This window comes from Desmonostoc vinosum (genome assembly GCF_059505385.1).
Genome location: NZ_JCACKM010000328.1, coordinates 1 through 19402 on the forward strand (window position 1 = coordinate 1; position 19402 = coordinate 19402).

General features: G+C 40.5%; 14 protein-coding genes. 8 read left to right on the plus strand and 6 right to left on the minus strand.

The genetic code is table 11. The features are described 5' to 3' along the window. Nucleotides 1-126: 126 nt before the first annotated feature. Nucleotides 127-1587: an amidohydrolase gene (locus AC5JMF_RS32610; protein WP_495799851.1), complete on the plus strand. Its 1461-nt coding sequence runs from the start codon at nt 127-129 to the stop codon at nt 1585-1587. Nucleotides 1588-1743: 156 nt separating this feature from the next. Here AC5JMF_RS32610 and AC5JMF_RS32615 read toward each other — a convergent pair whose 3' ends face one another. The 3 genes from AC5JMF_RS32615 to AC5JMF_RS32625 all read right to left on the minus strand — a co-directional run bounded on the left by AC5JMF_RS32615 (nt 1744) and on the right by AC5JMF_RS32625 (nt 6987). Continuing rightward, a complete protein-coding gene (locus AC5JMF_RS32615; RefSeq protein WP_495799852.1) occupies nt 1744-2742 on the minus strand; it encodes a PRC-barrel domain-containing protein in 999 nt (332 codons plus the stop codon). 58 nt (nt 2743-2800) lie between these two features. Then, a complete protein-coding gene (gene smc, locus AC5JMF_RS32620; RefSeq protein WP_495799853.1) occupies nt 2801-6418 on the minus strand; it encodes a chromosome segregation protein SMC in 3618 nt (1205 codons plus the stop codon). 188 nt (nt 6419-6606) lie between these two features. Further along, nucleotides 6607-6987, minus strand: a complete 381-nt coding sequence (locus AC5JMF_RS32625; RefSeq protein WP_495799854.1) for a hypothetical protein — start codon at nt 6985-6987, stop codon at nt 6607-6609. A gap of 129 nt (nt 6988-7116) precedes the next feature. Between AC5JMF_RS32625 and AC5JMF_RS32630 the strand changes: the two genes are divergently transcribed. Then, entirely contained in the window at nt 7117-7308 is a 192-nt protein-coding gene (locus AC5JMF_RS32630; protein WP_495799855.1) for a hypothetical protein, read from the plus strand. 84 nt (nt 7309-7392) lie between these two features. Here AC5JMF_RS32630 and AC5JMF_RS32635 read toward each other — a convergent pair whose 3' ends face one another. Then, complete coding sequence (locus AC5JMF_RS32635; protein WP_495799856.1) at nt 7393-9450, minus strand: tetratricopeptide repeat protein; 2058 nt, start codon at nt 9448-9450, stop codon at nt 7393-7395. A gap of 386 nt (nt 9451-9836) precedes the next feature. On the opposite strand from AC5JMF_RS32635, the gene AC5JMF_RS32640 reads away from it, so the two are divergent. The 3 genes from AC5JMF_RS32640 (at nt 9837) to AC5JMF_RS32650 (ending at nt 12565) form a co-directional block, all read left to right on the plus strand. Continuing rightward, the gene (locus AC5JMF_RS32640) at nt 9837-10715 is read left to right on the plus strand and encodes a hypothetical protein (RefSeq protein ID WP_495799857.1); all 879 of its coding nucleotides are present in this window, start codon (nt 9837-9839) and stop codon (nt 10713-10715) included. Nucleotides 10716-10959: 244 nt separating this feature from the next. Continuing rightward, complete coding sequence (locus AC5JMF_RS32645) at nt 10960-11709, plus strand: ATP-binding cassette domain-containing protein (protein WP_495799858.1); 750 nt, start codon at nt 10960-10962, stop codon at nt 11707-11709. 226 nt (nt 11710-11935) lie between these two features. Continuing rightward, entirely contained in the window at nt 11936-12565 is a 630-nt protein-coding gene (locus AC5JMF_RS32650) for an ABC transporter permease (protein WP_495799859.1), read from the plus strand. Between the two features lie 74 nt (nt 12566-12639). On the opposite strand, the gene AC5JMF_RS32655 is transcribed toward AC5JMF_RS32650, so the two are convergent. Beyond that, on the minus strand, nt 12640-13986 hold the full coding sequence (locus AC5JMF_RS32655; protein WP_495799860.1) for an ABC transporter substrate-binding protein: 1347 nt from the start codon (nt 13984-13986) through the stop codon (nt 12640-12642). 360 nt (nt 13987-14346) lie between these two features. Between AC5JMF_RS32655 and AC5JMF_RS32660 the strand changes: the two genes are divergently transcribed. From AC5JMF_RS32660 to AC5JMF_RS32670, 3 genes are all read left to right on the plus strand, one after another. After that, the gene (locus tag AC5JMF_RS32660) at nt 14347-15105 is read left to right on the plus strand and encodes a YebC/PmpR family DNA-binding transcriptional regulator (protein WP_495799861.1); all 759 of its coding nucleotides are present in this window, start codon (nt 14347-14349) and stop codon (nt 15103-15105) included. Nucleotides 15106-15732: 627 nt separating this feature from the next. Next, nucleotides 15733-16614, plus strand: coding sequence for a DUF2382 domain-containing protein (locus AC5JMF_RS32665; protein WP_495799862.1), 882 nt, complete (start codon nt 15733-15735; stop codon nt 16612-16614). 139 nt (nt 16615-16753) lie between these two features. After that, nucleotides 16754-17911 (plus strand): YsnF/AvaK domain-containing protein, encoded by a 1158-nt coding sequence (locus AC5JMF_RS32670; protein ID WP_495799863.1) that lies wholly within the window; start codon nt 16754-16756, stop codon nt 17909-17911. A gap of 243 nt (nt 17912-18154) precedes the next feature. Here the strand turns inward: AC5JMF_RS32670 and AC5JMF_RS32675 are convergent, their stop codons facing one another. Further along, nucleotides 18155-19327, minus strand: a complete 1173-nt coding sequence (locus AC5JMF_RS32675; RefSeq protein ID WP_495799864.1) for an MFS transporter — start codon at nt 19325-19327, stop codon at nt 18155-18157. Between the last annotated feature and the right edge of the window lie 75 nt (nt 19328-19402).

Here is a 19402-nt window from a genome sequence, read left to right on the forward strand (position 1 = left end):
CGGAACGAAAAAATAGGTTTTTTCAGACTGAATATGAAAAACCTACCCTTGAAAGCCACTCCCTACTCCCCACTCCCCACTCCCTACTCCCCACTTACAAAGTAAAAATCAAACAAGGATAATAGTGTGAAACGCCAGCTAACAAAATATTCTAAACTGTTAATTTTTTTCGTTTGTACAACGTTTGTTGTCTTTTTCGGTCAGATAGTTATTGCTCAGGGTAACTATAACCCAAGCAATCAGGGAAAGCAGAATGTAGAACTGATTGTGGGTGGTGATTTTGTCGTCACCATGAACGATGCACAACCTGTGATTAAAGATGGTGCGATCGCCATCAAAAACGGCAAAATTGTTGCTGTGAATACACAAAACAAAATCATGGCATCCTACAGAGCTAAAAGAATGTTGCCAGGTGAGGGGATGGTACTGATGCCAGGTCTTGTCAACGGTCACTCTCACTCAGCGATGGTTCTGTTTCGTGGTCTTGCGGACGATTTAGCGTTGGAGGATTGGCTACAAAATTACATCTTCCCAGCAGAAGCGAAGTTTGTTGATGAAAATTTTGTTCGTGTTGGTGAACAGCTTGCTTGTTGGGAGATGATCCGCGGCGGTACAACGACATTTGTTGATATGTATTTCAAGTCAGATGTTGCCGCTAAAGTAGTTGATGAGTGCGGCTTACGCGCCATTATCACAGGCTCATCAATAGATTTTCCCAGCCCTGGTTTTCAAGGATGGGATGATGCATTTGCCGCGTCGGTGGATTTTGTCAAACGCTGGAAGGATAAGCACCCACGGATTACACCAGCTATTGCTCCCCATGCTCCCTACACAGTTTCACCAGAACATCTTGTCCAAGCGATTCGAGCGGCACGTCATTATGATGTGCCGCTGACGATTCACTTAGCGGAAACACAAACCGAAGTTAAAGACGTTCAAAACCGTTATGGTGCAACGCCAGTACAACATCTAGAAAATCTCGGCTTTCTTGACCCGCGTGTCTTTGCCGCGCACGTTGTTTGGCCTAACGAAAGTGAAATTGCTCTACTGGCGAAACGAGGCGTTGGTGTAATTCACAATCCTGACTCAAATTTGAAGCTGGCTTCTGGCTTTGCACCAATTCCGGCGATGCTGAAAGCCGGAATTAAGGTTGGTTTAGGTACAGATGGAGCTGCGTCAAACAACGTTCTTGATATGTGGAAGGCAATCCGACTTACCGCCCTGATTCATAAAGGGACAACTCTTGATCCTACTGCTGTACCTGCTAAGACAGTTTTGCGTATGGCGACACTCGGCAGTGCTGAAGCATTAGGCTTAGCAGATAAAATTGGCGCGATTAAGGTGGGACTCCAAGCAGATGTCATTCAAGTTAAATTTCAAGAACCTCACCTAATCCCGCTTTACGATGTGATTTCGCATTTGGTTTATGCAGCTGATGCCCAAGATGTTGATACTGTCATTGTCAATGGACAAGTTTTAATGCACAAACGCGATATGTTAACGCTTGACCCTGAGAGAATTCGCCGTGAAGCTACCTCAATTGCCCAAAAGATTGACGCTGAGGTCAGACCGTTAAATAATTCGTAATTCGTAATTCGTAATGACGTGACGCTCCTGTGTCGCTCTAAGCGAAGCTATGCCGCAGGCTTGACTCTAACGCTATCGCGGACTCGCTACCGCTGCGAAGCACGTAATACGGAACTTGTTAAAAAACCCTCCTCAGCATAGAGGAGGGTTTTTTAATTAATATCCGCCTTCTTCTTCGTATTCTGGCTGTCGCTCTTTGACTTTTTTAGGAATATTTACAGGTTTTGGTGCATCATCCCAAGCATCGCTGTCTACATCGTCGTCATAATCATCGTAATCATCGGTGTAGGGTTTGCTGTAGGAAGGTTGAGATTCATACTTTGGCTGCTGTTGATATCTATCCCTACTTGTGGCTTCACTCCAGTTATCTTCTTCTTCGTCTTCTTCGTATTGAATCGATTCATACTGGCGTGCTTTCATTACCTGGCGCTGTGGTCTTTCTTCTTCTACATAGTCTTCGTGCCATTCTTCTTCCTCTTGTGCCACGGGTTCGGGAGTCCGAACTCTGGGCTTGGGTGGCTGCAATGGTACTCCACTGGGTAGTTGATTGGCTGGCGATACTGTGCGAGGGGCGCTATAGCCGTATTCTTCATCGGCGTCTCGCTCCCACGGGGCTTTACCAATGCCCAAGCGCTCTAGTAAGCCAACTGTTAGTTGGTTCGCTCGTTCTTCGGCTCCCTCAACTACTATCAATCTATTAGGGCCAGTACTAATGATTTCCTCTACCGACAATTCATAAGTACTCAGAAATTGGTCGGGGATTTGAGGCAATCCCAGAGTAGCGATGACGATGGATTCAATCTTACCTGTTTCGCCGTTGAACTTGAAGCCCCGCACTCTACCTAAAACTTCGCCTGTTTCTGTAATTACTTCCCAGTTAATTAAGTTACTGAGAGTGTCAACATCAACGTCTTCAATGGCATCCTCGTTATCAACTAAGATGACATCGCCAATTTGATTGATGTTGTTGAGGTACATGTAGCGCGGCAGACCAGAAATAGAGATCAGGCTGTCTCGCAAACCAAGAGCCACAACCTCTCTTTGATCGATATCAACCCAGACTTGACTTACGATCCCTAACCGCTTGCCGTTGTCGCGGGTAATTACCTGGGTATTCAATATGTCGGAACGCCTAATTATCTGTTCAGAGGTCATTCTATACGGAGTCCTGATCTCGAATCCGGTTTATCTATACACTATTATTAACAAAAACTCAAGCAGATGTATTAGAGGATTGTAACTTAATACCCAAAACTTGGGTGTAAGCTCCCCGCGCTTGAGTCACGCCTATTGTGCGTTCGGCTGATTCTATCATCGGACGACGCAAACTCACAACTATAAATTGAGCTTGTTGTGCCTGTTGTTTAATCATTTTAGCTAATCGTTCTACGTTTGCCCCATCCAAAAACATATCAACTTCGTCGAAGGCGTAAAATGGCGATGGGCGGTAGCGTTGCAGAGCAAAAATAAAGCTTAAGGCTGTGAGTGATTTTTCGCCCCCAGACATGGAAGCTAGTCTTTGCACTGGTTTGCCTTTGGGGTGGGCGACTAAATTCAAACCACTACTAAACGGATCTTCGAGATTGTCGAGTTGTAGATAGCCGTCACCATCAGAAAGGATAGCAAAAATTGATTGAAAGTTTTCGTTGACGGCATCGAAGGCTTCTTTAAAAGCACGCTGGCGTAATGTCGTAAAGTTTTCAATTCGCAAAAGTAACTCAGTTCGCTCTGCTTCTAATGTCTGTAGTTTTTGTGTCAGTTCTTGGAGGCGGTTTTGGGTGCGTTCGTATTCTTCTAATGCCAGCATATTTACTGGTTCCATCGCTTGTAAACGTTTGGTAAGCGATCGCAATTCTTTCTGCAATTCTTCCAAATCCACTTGATCTGGCACTTCTGGTAAGGGATCAGGCAATTCTATTGCTACGGTTTGCAGTTGTGCTTGTAAGGCAATTAGTTCCTCCCGGCGCTTGTGCTGGGTTTCTTGCAGTTTTTCTAGTTCCCATTCCAATTGTTGTTGACGCAAAAGATGCGATCGCACTTCCTGTTCTGTGGCGTCGCGTTTTTGTTTTTCTTCTCCTAAATTCTGTTCCATTTCACTCAACTTAGTTCGGATTTCAGCGATTTGAGTGCTGAGTGCTGAGTGCTGAGTGCTGAGTGTGTTGATTTGATTTTGTTGCGTCTGTTGCTCTTGATGATATTGAGAAATTCGCTCCTCGGCTTCTTGGATGCGTTCTTGCAAACGCTGTTGCTGATTTTCGAGATTTTTTAATCTTTGCTCAGCTTCCCGTAATGCCGTGTCTTTTTGTTGTAATTGTTGCTCTTGATTTTTAATTATGGCTTGGATTTGTTGCCATTCACTGGGGGTTTGCGAGGCTTCTAACTCTGCTAAAACATGTCGCAATTGTTGCAGTTGAGTTTCTTGTTCTGGTAATTCCCCTGATAAAACTGCCAAGCGAGATTGAGCATGAGCTAATTTTTCGCTGTTTTGTGTCAGTTGCGATCGCGTCCCTTCTAGCTGGGCGCTCAAACTCTTAATTTCTTTGTGTAACTGTTCTAGTTGCAGTTGCTGTTCTCGCCTTGCCTGTCGGGCTTCTGTGAGTTCTTGCGATAGGGCTTTTGTCTTAGTTGACAAAGAGGCGATCGCTTCAGTACAACGCTCTATAATCCGCTCAATATCCACCAAGCGGTTTTTCAAAGCAATTGCCTCATCAGATTCCGCCGCTTCCGCATTGCCAAACCGCAACGCCGAACGTTGGGTATTACTACCGCCAGTCATCGCCCCACTAGTTTCCAGCAGTTCCCCATCCAAAGTGACAATGCGATATAACCCTAAGTTTTTTCGCGCCGCTTCCAGATTGGCAAACACCACCGTGTTCCCGAAAACATAGCTAAATACATCTTTATAACGGCGATCGCAATCGATTAAATTCACAGCATAGTTAACAAAACCACCAGCCAGACGCAGCGTTGCATCTTGGGTAAACTTGGGTGCATGAATCTTATTTAGCGGTAAGAAAGTTGCCCTCCCTGCACGCTTCTGCTTCAGCAATTCAATTCCGGCGGCGCCAATCCCATCATCCTCCACCACAATATGTCCCAAGCGTCCCCCAGCGGCAATTTCCAAAGCTAATTGATAGCGGGGTTCCACCCTGCCCAACTGCACAACTAACCCACAAACCCCCGGTATTCCCGATTGTAAGATAACTTTACTTGCTTGAGTACCTTGTACCTCTTGCTGCGCTTGCGCTTGCGCCTCTAGTTTATCTAAAGAGCGTTGTTTTTCCCGTTGTTCTTGCAAAAGCCGCCTTTGAGTATCCTGTTGGATTTGCAGTTCTTGTTCAGTGGCTGCGAGATTTTGGGCTAAATTTTGGATGGGTTCGCTGGAAGTATTAAATTCTATTTCAATCTCTTGACACTCAGCCTGTTTTTCTAATGATTGAGGTTCTAAAGTTGCAACCAGCTGAGTTTGCTCCTGGACAAGCTGTTGTAGCTGATTATACCTCTCATTCAGTTGTGCTTGCTCCGTGCGTTGTGGTTCAACAGTTTGCAGCAAAGTTTCAATTTGTCGATTTAGCGCCGTTTGTTGTTGTACCCAAGCCTCAGAAGCCGAGGCAATTTCGGCCGCGGCAGCGCGAGAACCTTCCAAAGCCTGCTGTGCTTCATCTCGTTGCTGCTGACAGTAAACAATAGATTGCCTTTCCACATCTTGTGTTTCAGCAATTTGTCCCAAAGAACATTGGTGTTGTTCAACCTCCTGCTGAGTTTGCACCAGACGCTTCGCAGTTTCTTGGCGAGCAGTTTCCAAATCCGTTTGTTGACGTTGGAGTTGCTTACGTTCCGCCTCTTGAGTCGCAAGAGTAGATTGCACCGCCAACAATTCCTCTTCCCCCAACGCCTTCACATGGGCATTGAGTTGATCCAACAGGGCGGTTTTTTGAGCAATTTCCGTATTTAAACTAGTGAGTTGGCTTGTCAGTTCCCCATGATTGCGATCGCCCGTTTGAATTTGCGTAGCTAAACTTTCCTGCTGTGCTTGCAGAGAACGCCAAGATAAAACCGCCTCCCAAGACTGCTTATGTAAAAACTCCGTGCGTAGCCTTTGATACTTCTCCGCCTTCGCCCGATCTTGAGAAAGGCGATCGCGTTGTGCAGTTAACTCCGTCTCAATAATCCGACAGCTATCTTCCTTCTCCTTCACCTCATCCAGAGTAGACTTAGCTTGATTAATTTTGCGATCGAACGCTGCCACCCCAGCCAACTCATCAATAATTTCCCGACGTTCCTTAGCATTCATCGAGATAATGCTAGTCACATCCCCTTGCAGCACCACATTATAGCCTTCAGGATAAATCCTGAGACTCTCCAACTCCTCATGCAACTCCGTCAGCGTACAGCTAACACCATTGACATAATAATTCGACGTATAACTACCTTGATGAGTCACGCGTAACTTTCTCGTGACACTCCATTCAGCTAGGGAATCGGGAGTAGGGAGTGGGGAGTCGGGACTCTCTGCGCCTTCCTCACTCTGCGACTCTGCGCCTCTGCGTGAGAAATCTTCCCCTGACAAATCAAACGTCACAGTGACGCTAGCCTCAATCGCGGCACGTCCCCTAGCAGTTTGAGCATTATTTACCAAATCCGGCAAGCGATCAGCCCGCATTCCCTTAGAACTGGCAAGTCCGAGGCAAAATAGCAGCGCGTCTAGAATATTAGACTTACCCGAACCATTTGGCCCAGATATGACAGTAAACCCCGGCAGCAAAGGGACAGAGGTTGTGCCACCGAAGGATTTGAAGTTGGTAAGTTCCACGCGCTTGACATGCACCATAGGCGCTGGTTAACTGGGCTAATGAAGAACAAGTGTATCAATTAATTACAGATTCGCAAGAGGGTAGCAGGGAGAATTCAAGATTATCGAATCGCAGAGGAAGTTAGTAAGGTGTCTCAGGAAAGAGAAACCCTTAAGAACCCAAGAAATTATTCATACTGACACACCTTACATATTGGAAAAGAAAATTATTGCATCTCTAACAGTTGTATCACCTGCTCAAGTTTCATTTTGGTTGTATGTAACGCTAGCAGTTTTTCTTGGTTATATCTATCTGGGTAGTTCATTTTCATTCCCTCCATGGTGACTCTAATCAATGCTGCTTGTTCATCAGTGGGTGAGTTCATCTCGTTTGCGATCGCTATCAGCGACTGAATGGCAGTAAACCCAGGTAGCCTTAATCCTCTATCTTGCCTGAGTTGCTGTAGTGCTAGTTGTGGGAATGCCATCAAAGAAACGATATAGCTTGTTTTATATCCTGAGTTGCCAGTTGGTTTAATACCGTATCTAGCGCATAGGATTCTTAGCTGTGCAACGGTTAAGACTTCAAGTTCGGAACGCGTGAACATAAAATAGAGTTACCTCTTGATCAAAGTGGTATCGGTGGTGAACCAGTTTTCCAGGCTAAGAACACCACCGATTTAAAACTTTATCTATATGCGCGCTTATCCCTCAAGTCTTATTTATATTTCTCAATAATGCCCAATCCTAAAGGGAATCCTGACAACCTAGAACCACTACAGCCAAAAGGTGAAGAGTCACTTACAGCAAATCTCAGCTTTCGTGTTAGCGAAAGAATGAAAGAAGAGGTAAAAAAACAAGATAACCCTGCTGAATTCTGTAGAGAAGCTATCCAAGAGAAACTAGACAAGAACAAAAAAGAAAAATAAAAACAACTTTTTAAATGCCTAATCCTAAAGGTAATCCAGAAAATTTATAACCGGGTATTCTCAAATCAATTTGCAAGCTATAATTCAATTTTTTTCGCGTTTACCGGATTTAATGCGATAAGCTTTCACTGGTGATAAATTCCTTTGGATAAGAGCAATTTCTTTTTGTGCATCCTTATAGCTGTCTTTTTCTCCCTGTTTTTTAAACAGTTTTGCAGCTGTTTGAAAATCTCCGATCGCAGTCTTTTTATTTCCTACTCTAGCGCGAATTATTCCACGATTATAGTAAGCTAAAGCATAACTTTTATTAATGGCGATCGCTTGTGTATAATCTTGATTAGCAGCTTTTTTATTTCCTAATTCTAAATAAGCGTTACCCCTATTGTTATAAGCTGCTGCGTTATTTGGTTTTAGTTCAATGGCTTCGGTATAATCTTCAATTGCTCCTCGATAATCTCCAAAAGAAAAGCGGTGTAAACCCCGATGAATATAGGCTGTAATTGATTTAGGTTGCAGTTGCAAAACTTTGTTATAATCTGCGGTAGCTTCGAGTTTATCTCCAATTTCACTATAAATATCAGCACGCTTTAAATAAGCTTCTGTATATTTGGGATTAAGATTAATGGCGTTTGTATAATCTTTAATTGCTGCTTGTTTTTGATTGCTGAGATATTGAGTCAAGCCTCTTTGATAATAGGCTTTGGCGTCTTTGGGATTAATCTTAATTGCTTGATTAAAATCTTTGATGGCTGCTTGCCGCAGTTTGAGACGGCGATGAATCAAACCTCGCTGTAAATATGCTTTAGCATAGTTGGATTTAAGAGCGATCGCTTGATTAAAATCTTTAATTGCCTGTTTATAACTCTTCAGTTTAACATGGGCAAGACCCCGCCCATAATAAGTGTATGGATTTTTAGGATCTAGTTTAATTGCTTGCGTGTGGTCTGCGATCGCTTCTTTCTGCTGACTCATTTCATATAAGGAAAATCCTCTGTCATAGTAAGCATTAGCATCTTGAGGATTAAGTAAAATCGCTTGGCTGGAGTCTGCTTGTGCTTTTTGGAAATCTCCTAAGCGATAAAAAGCATCACCTCGTTTATTGTAAGCTGCGGCATTTTGATTATCTGCTGCAATTGCTTGAGTCAAATCTTCAACGGCTTGTTGATATTTTCCTGACTGATATTTGTCTACTCCTGATTGATAAAATTGTTGAGTCTTGCTTGGAGGTTTAGGTAACTGGGAAAACCAAATCATTAAGCTAATGCTAATACTTCCAAATATTCCCAGTGAAATTAGTCCTAAGATTTTTTGTTGACGCTTTCGCTGCTGATATTCATGATTTGTTATTAACTTGAGTTCGTCTAATATTTCGGTTGCATATTGGTAGCGTTTACGGTAATTTAAACGTACCATCTTATTCAGAACTCTGACTAAATCTTGATTGATATTTGTGGTTTTATCATGCCAAATGATTTCACCATTGAGCGATTTTTTGTGATTTTTTAATTGATAAATTTCGTTGGCTTTTAAACCTGTAATTGCTGCGATCGCAATTATGCCCAAAGCATATATATCGCTGTTATATCTAGTATTGCCCTGAGTTTGTTCAACAGGCATATATTCTTTAGTATCAACAGTATGAGTGATGACTTCTCTGACACCACCAAAATTAGTCAGAACTAATTTCTTATCTGATTCTCGACGGATAATATTTGCTGGTTTAATATCTCGATGAATTATCCCATGTGTATGGGCAAAAACTAAAATCTCTAATACTTCTATTAATAAATTAATTACTTCGTTTTCTTTAAGAGGTACACCATGTAAAATTTCCTCATTTAAAGAATTACCAGGTATGAACTCTTGAACTAAATAAAAGGCTTCGTTTTCTTCAAAATAACCAACTAGCTTTTGGATTTGATCGTATTCTTTTGTTAACTTTTCTAAGTTTGCTACCTGACTGGTAAACAGGTGGCGCAGAATGCTTAAAGTTTTGGGATTATTACTAGGTGGACTCAGCCGCTGTACTAAAAATTTACTATGAGGAATTTTAGTATCTTCCACTAAATAAGTTTGTACTAATTCTCCTGTGTTTAAAACTGTCAATATTTGGTAATGTCCATCCAGTAGCTGACTGTTCATCAATATCAATATAGACTTTTATTGAATTATCCAATTATAGCTTAAGTGTTATTACTGGTTACTTTTAATTAGTCAAACAAAACCTGGGAAAAAATCAGATGTCATTTTGGCAATTGCAATCCTCACTTATTAGCTATATTCTGACTATTATGAGGAATGTTTTGAAATTTTAGAATAATTTTTGCAGCTGTTTACGGTCATATGCTACTAAGTTGAAGTAAATTTTGTACCATAACTAACAGTACATGTAATCGAAAAATCTATAAACATAGTGAAATCCCATAGATGATTTTACTTGATTTTTCCGCGATCTCACTCATGACATCAGATTCCTAAATGAGGTAAAAGAAGAGCAAGCTGACATACCCAAAACTCTTGATAAAAGTTTGAAAATTAACGGCTTTGGCAAAAATAGACATCCAGCAGCAACCGCGAAGCGCCAACTACTCAAGGCGCTGAATTATCGCGACGAGGCTGCTATGAAAAGATTAATTGTACATTGGCAAACTCTTTTAGGAACGGAAAAGTTAACAGCTTTGATTGTTAACGAAATACTGGTTGAATGTAAGTCTGATAGCCATAGTTGGTTTTGTCAACTTTTTCTTAAGCAATCTCAGTATGAACAACTGCAAGCACAAGCTCAAGGTAATATTTTTAACATTTTAATCCGTGAAGGTTTAGAACCGGGCAAAGACTTTAGCTTTGGGCTAGATCATGAGATGATCATAAGCGATCGCGCTCAGCAAACTTTACTCAACTACCTACCACAAGAACATCGAGCCTTGTTTGCAGCACAATTACAATCCTCTATTGTCGCAGATCCAATGGCTGCGATCGAACAACAGCTAGGATGTCCATTTTTCACCAGTTTAACAGAGATTGCATCTCAACAAATACAGTTACTGAGTAATGCCCGAGCTGCTGCTTATCTGGGAGTCATCTTAGCAGGATTAGTTTCACGTCATCCAGCCCTGCGGGATGTGGACTTTCCTACACGCTTCATTTTTGGTACACTGCAAGGACTATCAGAAGAACGAGCAATAGCAATTCTCAACGATCAACAGACAAATCCCCAATTTGATGAGACTATTATTTTCCAAGATTTACTTGCAGCGATGGGAGATACAGAATATCATCAAATCGCTGATTTGGATGGTGGTATTAGTCTTGAACAACTCAAAAAACTTGATTTAGTTTGGTGCGGTGAACGTCGAATTTCAGAAATCATTGCCATGATGGAGAAATGGCGTCCCGAAATTAGCTAGCAGCTTCTAGCCCTCTCTACTGGTGTGGCAAGCCTGAAATATTGCGAGAGAAAAGGTTCGTAGTTGCGCTGTCTTCGCCTTCTTAGGATTCGTGTAAAAATAAGTTGAACAATTTGATATTTGTAGTGCGAGCATCTTGCCCGCGCGAGCAAGATGCTCGCACTACTTATTTTTACTTGATGCCTTAACCAGAAATCTAGTGCATAAATTTAGCCTTGGCAGTTTACTACCAATAACTTAATCCATGGTGCAAAACAATCAAATTGCCGTTGACTTTCGTGATGTCACTTTTAGCCGCAACCATCGGCCTTTAGTGTCAAATCTCAATTTTGTTATCCACAAAGGAGAAGCACTAGTTTTACTCGGACGTAGTGGTAGCGGCAAAACAACGACAATGAAATTAATCAATCGTCTACTGACACCTACAAAAGGCGAAGTTTTATTTGATGGCATTCCTACAACTCAATGGGATGAAATTAAACTGCGGCGAAAAATAGGTTATGTGATTCAAGAGACTGGTTTATTTCCCCATTTTACTGTTGAACGTAATGTAGGTTTAGTCCCAGCTTTGGAAGGTTGGCAACCCAAACAAATCAAAACACGGGTTTATGAATTGTTACATTTGGTAGGTTTAAATCCAGAACAATTTGCTGGACGTTATCCTCATGAACTTTCAGGAGGACAAAAGCAAAGAGTTGGTGTTGCCAGAGCATTAGCAGCAGATCCACCAGTATTATTAATGGATGAACCCTTTGGCGCATTAGATCCGATTACGCGCTTAGAACTTCAGCAAGAGTTTCAGCATCTGCAACAGGAATTGGGTAAGACAGTGGTTTTTGTCACCCATGATATTCAAGAAGCCTTTGTTTTAGCATCAAGAATTGGTTTAATGTATGCAGGAGAATTGGCAGTATTGGAGACAAGGGATGAATTTATGCACTCATCACATCCAGAAAGCCTTGCTTTTCTCCAATGTCTGCGTTCTCTGTCGTGAAAGTGGGGAGTAAGCTAATAATCATTCAAATTGCATCCCCGCGTCTCCCCTTAAGCGCGTCCTCCGAAGTTTGCTCAACGGGGGGAACCCCCGCACGCAACTTCTCTTTGCGTCTTTCTGAGGCAAAGGATTATGCAAGTTAAAGGCAGATTAGCTTAGGGAGTAGGGAAGAGGATTTTCATGCGATCGTTGTGTGATTTATTATATCGGCGTCTACCAAAACTTTATGAAAGATTTCTTCTTAATTAAATATGCCTCGGAAATTCTTCAGCATACTCTAGAACACTTGTTTTTAGTAGGCATTGCTATTGGAATTGCTATACTTATAGGCATTCCGCTAGGCATTTTGATTACACGTAAAACGCATCTGCGCCAACCAATTCTTGGTATAGCAAATATTCTCCAAACTATTCCTAGTTTAGCCCTATTTGGTTTACTTATTCCCGTTCCAATAATTGGTGGAATTGGTGTAATTCCAGCAATTGTTGCCTTGACTTTATATTCCCTGCTACCGATAATTCGTAACACCTATACAGGCATTATTGGTGTAGATCCAGCGATTCGTGAAGCTGGCAGAGGCATGGGAATGACAGATCAACAATTATTAATGCAAGTTGAGATTCCTTTAGCAATGGGAGTGATTCTTGCAGGAGTAAGGGTTGCAACAGTAATTGCTATCGGGATTGCCACCATTGCAGCTGCAATTGGTGCAGGTGGTTTAGGAGTATTTATTTTTCGGGGGATAGCAGTAGTGAATAATCAACTAATTTTAGCGGGGGCAATTCCGGCGGCGGTAATTGCATTACTAGCTGACTTGATAATTGGATCGATAGAAAAAAAGATTAAGGTTAAATAGTGGGAAGTGGGGATCTGAATTTGTCAAGATTTTTAAATCAAATAGGATTGTAATATGTAAGCGCATTAGCTTAATTATTTAAAAATTAAATCTAACCGCTGTTGAGTTGCTTTAAGCGCATCATCTGGGGAATTTTTGCCCAACAACACAGATTCAACTGCTCGCCCTACACTATCTGAAATCCGATTATAACCAGGAAAAATAGGACGCGATCGCCCATATTTTGCCTGTTCTAAAAATACCTTCAATGCTGGTATTTTCTGCACAAACTCTTGATATTTAGCACTTTGACGCGCCTTTAAATTTACAGGCATATAACCAGTGCCTAGAGCTAATTCAGTTTGAAATTCCTCACTTAAAGTATATTCAGCAAACTGAAACGCTGCTTTTTGTCGCTGCGGTGTAGTTTTAAATAAAAACAAATTCTCACCGCCAATCACAGTAGCAGGCCGTTGAGCAACAGGAATGGGAAAGACACCAAAATCGACACCTGTAGCTTGAAATTCTCCCAAAGTCCAAGGCCCAATTAATTGCATTGCAACCTTACCACTCAAAAAAGCTTCTGGCTCATAACCTCGTTCCGGGCCAGATAACATAGCAGAACCATCAGTAATCAAATTACGCCAAAATTGTAAAGCTGCGATCGCTCCTTGATTACCTATTAAATTAACTGCTGCGGCATTTTGAGAATTTTCTTTTACCAATTCACCGCCGCCACTCCACATAAAAGGCAACCAAGTGAATACTGTAAATTCTCCTTTACCCAATGGGAGAAACATCCCATATTGATCTGTCTGTCCATCGCCATTAGTATCACGAGTTAATTGTTTTGCAACTTGTCGAAACTCTTCCCAAGTACTAGGTAATTTATTAATTCCCGCTGCTTTAAATAAACTGGGACGATAAAATACACCAACATTATTTGTTGCAAATGGCACTGACCAAATCTTACCGTTGTATTGCATTGATGAATACAAAGTAGGGTCAATTTCATCTTTTATTGGCGAGTTTGCCAGCATAGTATCTAAAGGTAATAGCGCCCCTAGTTCCACCAATTGTCCGCCAATTGTTGGGTTATACCACAACAAATCAGGGGGTGCATTACCTACTACCGCTGCTAAAATCTTGGGCGTTTGCTGATCTTGTTGCCCGACATAAAGCGACTCTACATGAATATTTGGGTGAGTCTGATTAAATTTATCCACCAGTTTTTGCAACACATCTCGGTTTGGTGGTGGATTTACCCCTTGCCACAAGGTTACATGAGTGACTTTAGCTTGCTCAGTTCTCTGGAAGATAGCCCGACATCCACCTAAAGCCAATATGCCTACAAGCATTACTAACAGTAGACGGCGTAGATAGCGCGAGACTTTCTTTCTTTTTCGCTTGGAATAGCGGGTAGGCGAAAAAAATTTACCCATAACCTTGAAGAAGATGATTGACAATTAAAACTTTGGCACTTTTGTTAAGTGTTGCACAATTGTCTTGAGGTGGGGAATGGGGAATGGGGAACTTGTACTAAGGATTCGTGTAAAAATAAGTTGAACAATTTAATATTTGTAGTGCGGGCATCTTGCCCGCGCGAGCAAGATGCTCGCACTACTTATTTTTACTTGATGCCTAAGCGAAGTCGCTACACTTGTCAGCTACCCCTTACCCCCTGCAATCTGCTGTAAGTCTTTAACCAGACATGATATAAAAGGGTTTTTTGACCAGATTACTGCTAGCCATCACACAGTACTATATCCTAGTTTTGAAGGGAGTTTTAATCATTTCAGATTATGGCAGGACATAGTAAATGGGCAAATATTAAGCGCCAAAAGGCGGTAGTAGATGCAAAAAAGGGAAAAACTTTCACTCAATTATCTCGTGCGATTATCGTTGCAGCTAGAAGTGGTGTACCAGATCCTGCGATGAATTTTCAACTCCGCACAGCAGTGGATAAGGCAAAAGCAGCAGGTATCCCCAATGATAATATTGAGCGAGCGATCGCTAAAGGCGCAGGCACTTTTGGTGGAGATAACGCCATCTTAGAAGATATTCGCTATGAAGGTTACGGGCCTGGTGGGATTGCAATTTTGATTGAAGCCTTAACAGATAACCGCAATCGTACCGCTGCTGATTTACGTGTAGCATTCAGCAAAAACGGTGGTAATCTTGGTGAAACAGGTTGTGTTAGCTGGATGTTTGCCCAAAAAGGTGTTTGTGTAGTGCAAGGTGCGATAGATGAAGAAAAGCTTTTAGAAGCATCTCTCGAAGGCGGTGCAGAATCTTATGAGATGATAGAAGATGAGATCGCTGAAGTATTGACTGAGATCGCAAATTTAGAAGTCCTCAACCAGACATTGAAAGATCAGGGATTTGAGGTAACTGATGCGGAATTACGCTGGATTCCTGATAATTATGTAGAGGTTACAAATCCTGAACAAGCGCGATCGCTACTCAAGTTAATTGATACATTAGAAGGCTTAGACGATGTTCAAAATGTGACATCTAACTTTGAGATGGCAGAAAACCTGATGACTTTGAGTATTGTTTAGCTCATCTCTACCTACTGCCCTCCACAGCAGGTTTTTTACATTTGTCGAAACACGCCATGGTGCGTCTCTTGTAGAAGCTGCTTTTTATCTGACCTAAGTTATATTTTCTAGTTCAAAAACGATTAGTTTCTATAACTTAAGTTATAGAAAAATTGATTTTCGAGTATTGGTGCTAAAGCAGGAAGTAAATTAATAAAATTCAGTCGTTGGCAAGAGGAAAGATAGCGCAAAAAAATTTACGATTTAGTTATAAAGATTACTCTAAATCTATATAGTCAAGAAAAAAGCGATCGCAATTAGTAAAACCTCGATAAACCAGCGTTTTTTGTCTGATTACTATTCTTCAAATGAGTAATCAGACAAAAAATCATCTCTAAACCTAAAATATTAGAGATAAAACTAGTTATTTAAATTTCATCAAGTGGATCAAGTCGATATCAAAGAACATATTTGTATATAGTTATTAAGTAAAACTAAAAAAGCTAACAAAGAGTATTTTGTTTTATAAATTTATAACTCTCGATAAATATTTATTGAATTAATTCAGTCGTAAGAAAGATGGATAAAAGTGAATAAATATTTAAGCTAGATAGCAAGAAATAGAAGAAATGTTTGAGGTAACATATAATGGCTCTTTACAAATTAGAAGATTTTGATCAAAATTACCGAGAAACTTTTCAAGGTAACGACGTTAAGGGTCTTGGCGTCTACACAGAGGGTACTGATGAAAAAATTGGTACAGTAAATGATGTTTTAGTTGACGACGAAGGACACTTTCGTTATTTAGTCGTTGACTTAGGTTTTTGGATTTTCGGAAAGAAAGTGTTATTACCAATTGGACGGTTACGTATCGACTACAATATTGATCGCGTCTATGCGATTGGTATGACTAGAGAGCAAGCAGAAGCTTTACCTGAGTTCAATGAACGCCAAACGCTAGATTACGACTATGAAGAACGGGTGCGTGGTGTATATCGTCGTTCCGAAGATTATGCTAGACCTGTAGATACTTCAACACCATTAGAAGCTTCGGCACCCATAGGGGCAGCAACTGCACCTATCTACAACCGCGATACATACAATTACCAAAATGAGCCTTCTTTGTTTGGGTTAAATGAGCAAGATCATCAAACCTTGAGATTGTACGAAGAACGGCTAATTGCTAATAAAAGACGCCAAAAAACTGGTGAAGTAACTATTAGCAAACATATCGAAACTGAAACTGCGCGTGTTGCGATTCCTGTAGACAGAGAGCGAGTTGTAATTGAGCGTGTGACTCCAACAGATGCTGGTACCGCTGTTTCTCCTCAAGAAGTAAACTTCCGCGAAGGTGAAGTTGCTCGCATCGAAATTCACGAAGAAACCCCTGAGATTCGCAAAGAAGCTGTTGTGCGCGAAGAAGTTAGAGTTAAAAAAGTGGTAGATCATGACACAGTAGAAGCTCAAGAAACTGTGCGCCGTGAAGAGTTAGATGTCAATGCTCCTGGTTTACCAATTGACGAACGCTAATTAACCTAATTATTAGCTAATAGCAAATAAGTACAGGTAGAGATTTTTGAATTGCTTTGCCTGTACTTCTAATCGCTAATTGTGGTATATACATTGAATAAATCTAATTAGAAAGCAGTTAAAAAACTTTGCATAGCATATGAACAGCCAATCGATGGCAAGAAACATCGGCCAGACAAATTGGAATACTCAAATCGGCAATCTACTAGAAGACTTGAGAAAAAGAGTCAAAAATTTTGCAGTTATAGATAATCAAGGTCAGCTAGTAGGTAAGGTTCAAGATTTGATATTAGATGCTAATCGTCGGTTAAATCTTGTGATATCTAAACAGATAAATCAACACGATGTAGAAGATACTCAGCAGTTTGTTGATAAATATTTTTTGTTTCAGTTTCAAAGCCAGAAAATCAAAAAAATTGATAAGGAAACTAAATCTATCTTTATAGATCTAGATAGATCAGAAATGGACTATATACCTAAATATCCAAAAGCAGAAATATCAGGTGAAGAGAACTTTTTAGAAGCCCATACTAAACAAATAGCAACTAGCCCAATTATCAAAAATTCAGATAAAATAGAAATAACAGATGCTCAACAAGTAGTAGAAAAATCTACTGAACAAGTAGCCATGAGTCCAAACATCAGTACTTGGGATAAAGCAGAAATACTAGATGAGCAAAAATTGATGGAAAACTCTACTGAACAAATAGACATTCATCACACTACAACTAGTCTTGGTGAAACAGAAATATCAGAAACTCAAAACTATACCGATACTTCCGTTGAGCCAGTAGCTCCTAGTCAAACTACAAGTAGCTTAGTTGAACCAGTAAACTCAGAAGAAATCAGAGAAGAAAATACGATTCGTTTATTAGAAGAACGGCTAATTGTAGATAGCAAAAAACGTAAAGTCGGTGATGTCATTGTTCGCAAAGAAATCGAAACTCGGATGATCGAAGTTCCTGTCAAACGTGAGAAATTAATTATAGAACAAATTAGCCCGGAACATAAACAACTGGCAGAGATTAATTTAGGGCAAGAGGAAATTTCTAGTGTTGAGTTAACTGAAAGCGAAAAGCTAGAAGTTAAAAATTTTTACAACGGTTTAACAGTGAATGGTGAATTTAGTTCACCCAAGATTGCTAGTCTATTATTAAATGCGATCGCCTTAGAACGTAATCATGGATGTCAGCACGTCAAAGTAACGATTCTTGTAGAAAATGAATCGCAAAAACAAAAATATCAAGAGTGGTTTGATCGCTGTTCTCAAGGTCAATCATCCAAACCAGAAAATTAAGCTTCTAGCGACTAACCTAGTAGTAGGGTGGTAAATTATCACCCTACTTTTTTGCTATTAGTAATACAGAAACACTATATTTACCCTGTTCCCTATTTAATCAATAGACCTCTTGCAAAAGTCCTTCTTTGCGTTCTCTTCTCTGCGTCTCTGCGCGGCAGTCGCTACAACGGGGGGAACCCCCGCAACGCGCTGCCTTGCCTCTGCGTGAAAGAAAAAAAATATTTATGCAAGAGGTCTAATTTAAGGTGTGTAACTTTTACGCGTAACTACCGCCAAAAACAACACTAAAAATGTCAGTATTCCGGCTAAATATAATGGATAGCCATAGGTATTGGGATTTGATTGATAAATGAGTGTTCCTGCAATCACAGGGCCAATTCCATTAGAAATGCTTAAATAAGATGCGTTCAATCCCATGACAGTGCCTTGGTCTTGTGGCTTAGCGTTGAGAGAAATTAGCGTGTTGATCATTGGTTGCACCAAAGAATTAAATAATGAAAAAACTACACTAACTGCTACGAAATAAACAATTATTGGCACAATCGGCATTAAGACAAATGATGTGCTACGAATAAACAATGATAAAAACAATATATTAACTAAATTAAATTTCCGGCTGAGGATTGAGACTCCCCAAGTTTGCATAATTACACCTAAAATTCCGAATGCTAGAAACATTAGTGTTAAAGACTGACTATTTTGACCTAACACATTAATAAAGTAAGGCTGAAAAGCATAGGTAAATATTGTAAAGGTTGTACCAATAAAAAAGTTGATTATTAAGAGAATACCAACTTTTGGTATAACCAAACCCTTGATTAAATTTCCTAAACCCAAATCAAAAATATTGTGCGCCTTCTCAGATCTATTTTGCAGAGTTTCAGGCAAAAATAAGATTGTAATTAATAGTGCTACTAGTGCAACTGCACCAGAAACTATAAATGCCGCACCCAAGGAAATCTGTTGTGCAAACAAACTTGTTAATGGCCCTAAAACAAAACCTAATCCTAACGCAGCTCCATAAATTCCAAACCCCTGACCACGCTTTTCTGGAACGGTAATATCTGAAATAATCGCTTGAGCCACAGAAGCATTACCGCCGGTGATTCCATCTAAAAATCGAGCTAAAAACAGATTAATCGCTGTTGTTGCTGTTCCGGCTATTAAGTTAGCAATGACAGTACCAGCTAAACTAATGATTAACAGCGGCTTGCGTCCAAAACGATCTGACAATTTACCAATGACAGGAGTCGCGAAAAACTGAGCTATAGAGTAAATCGAAAATAATAAGCTAGTTTGGAAATCACTCAGACCAAATTTTTTGCCATAAAGGTAGATAATAGGAATTAAAACTGTAAAACTTAAGGAATTAATAAAGGCAATTAAAGCAATAATCCAGAAATTTCGATTCATAAGTTATGTACAATCATCAGGTTTGAATTATTTCCAACTCTAGTAATACTAACTACTCGTCGTTCCTTTGGCTAC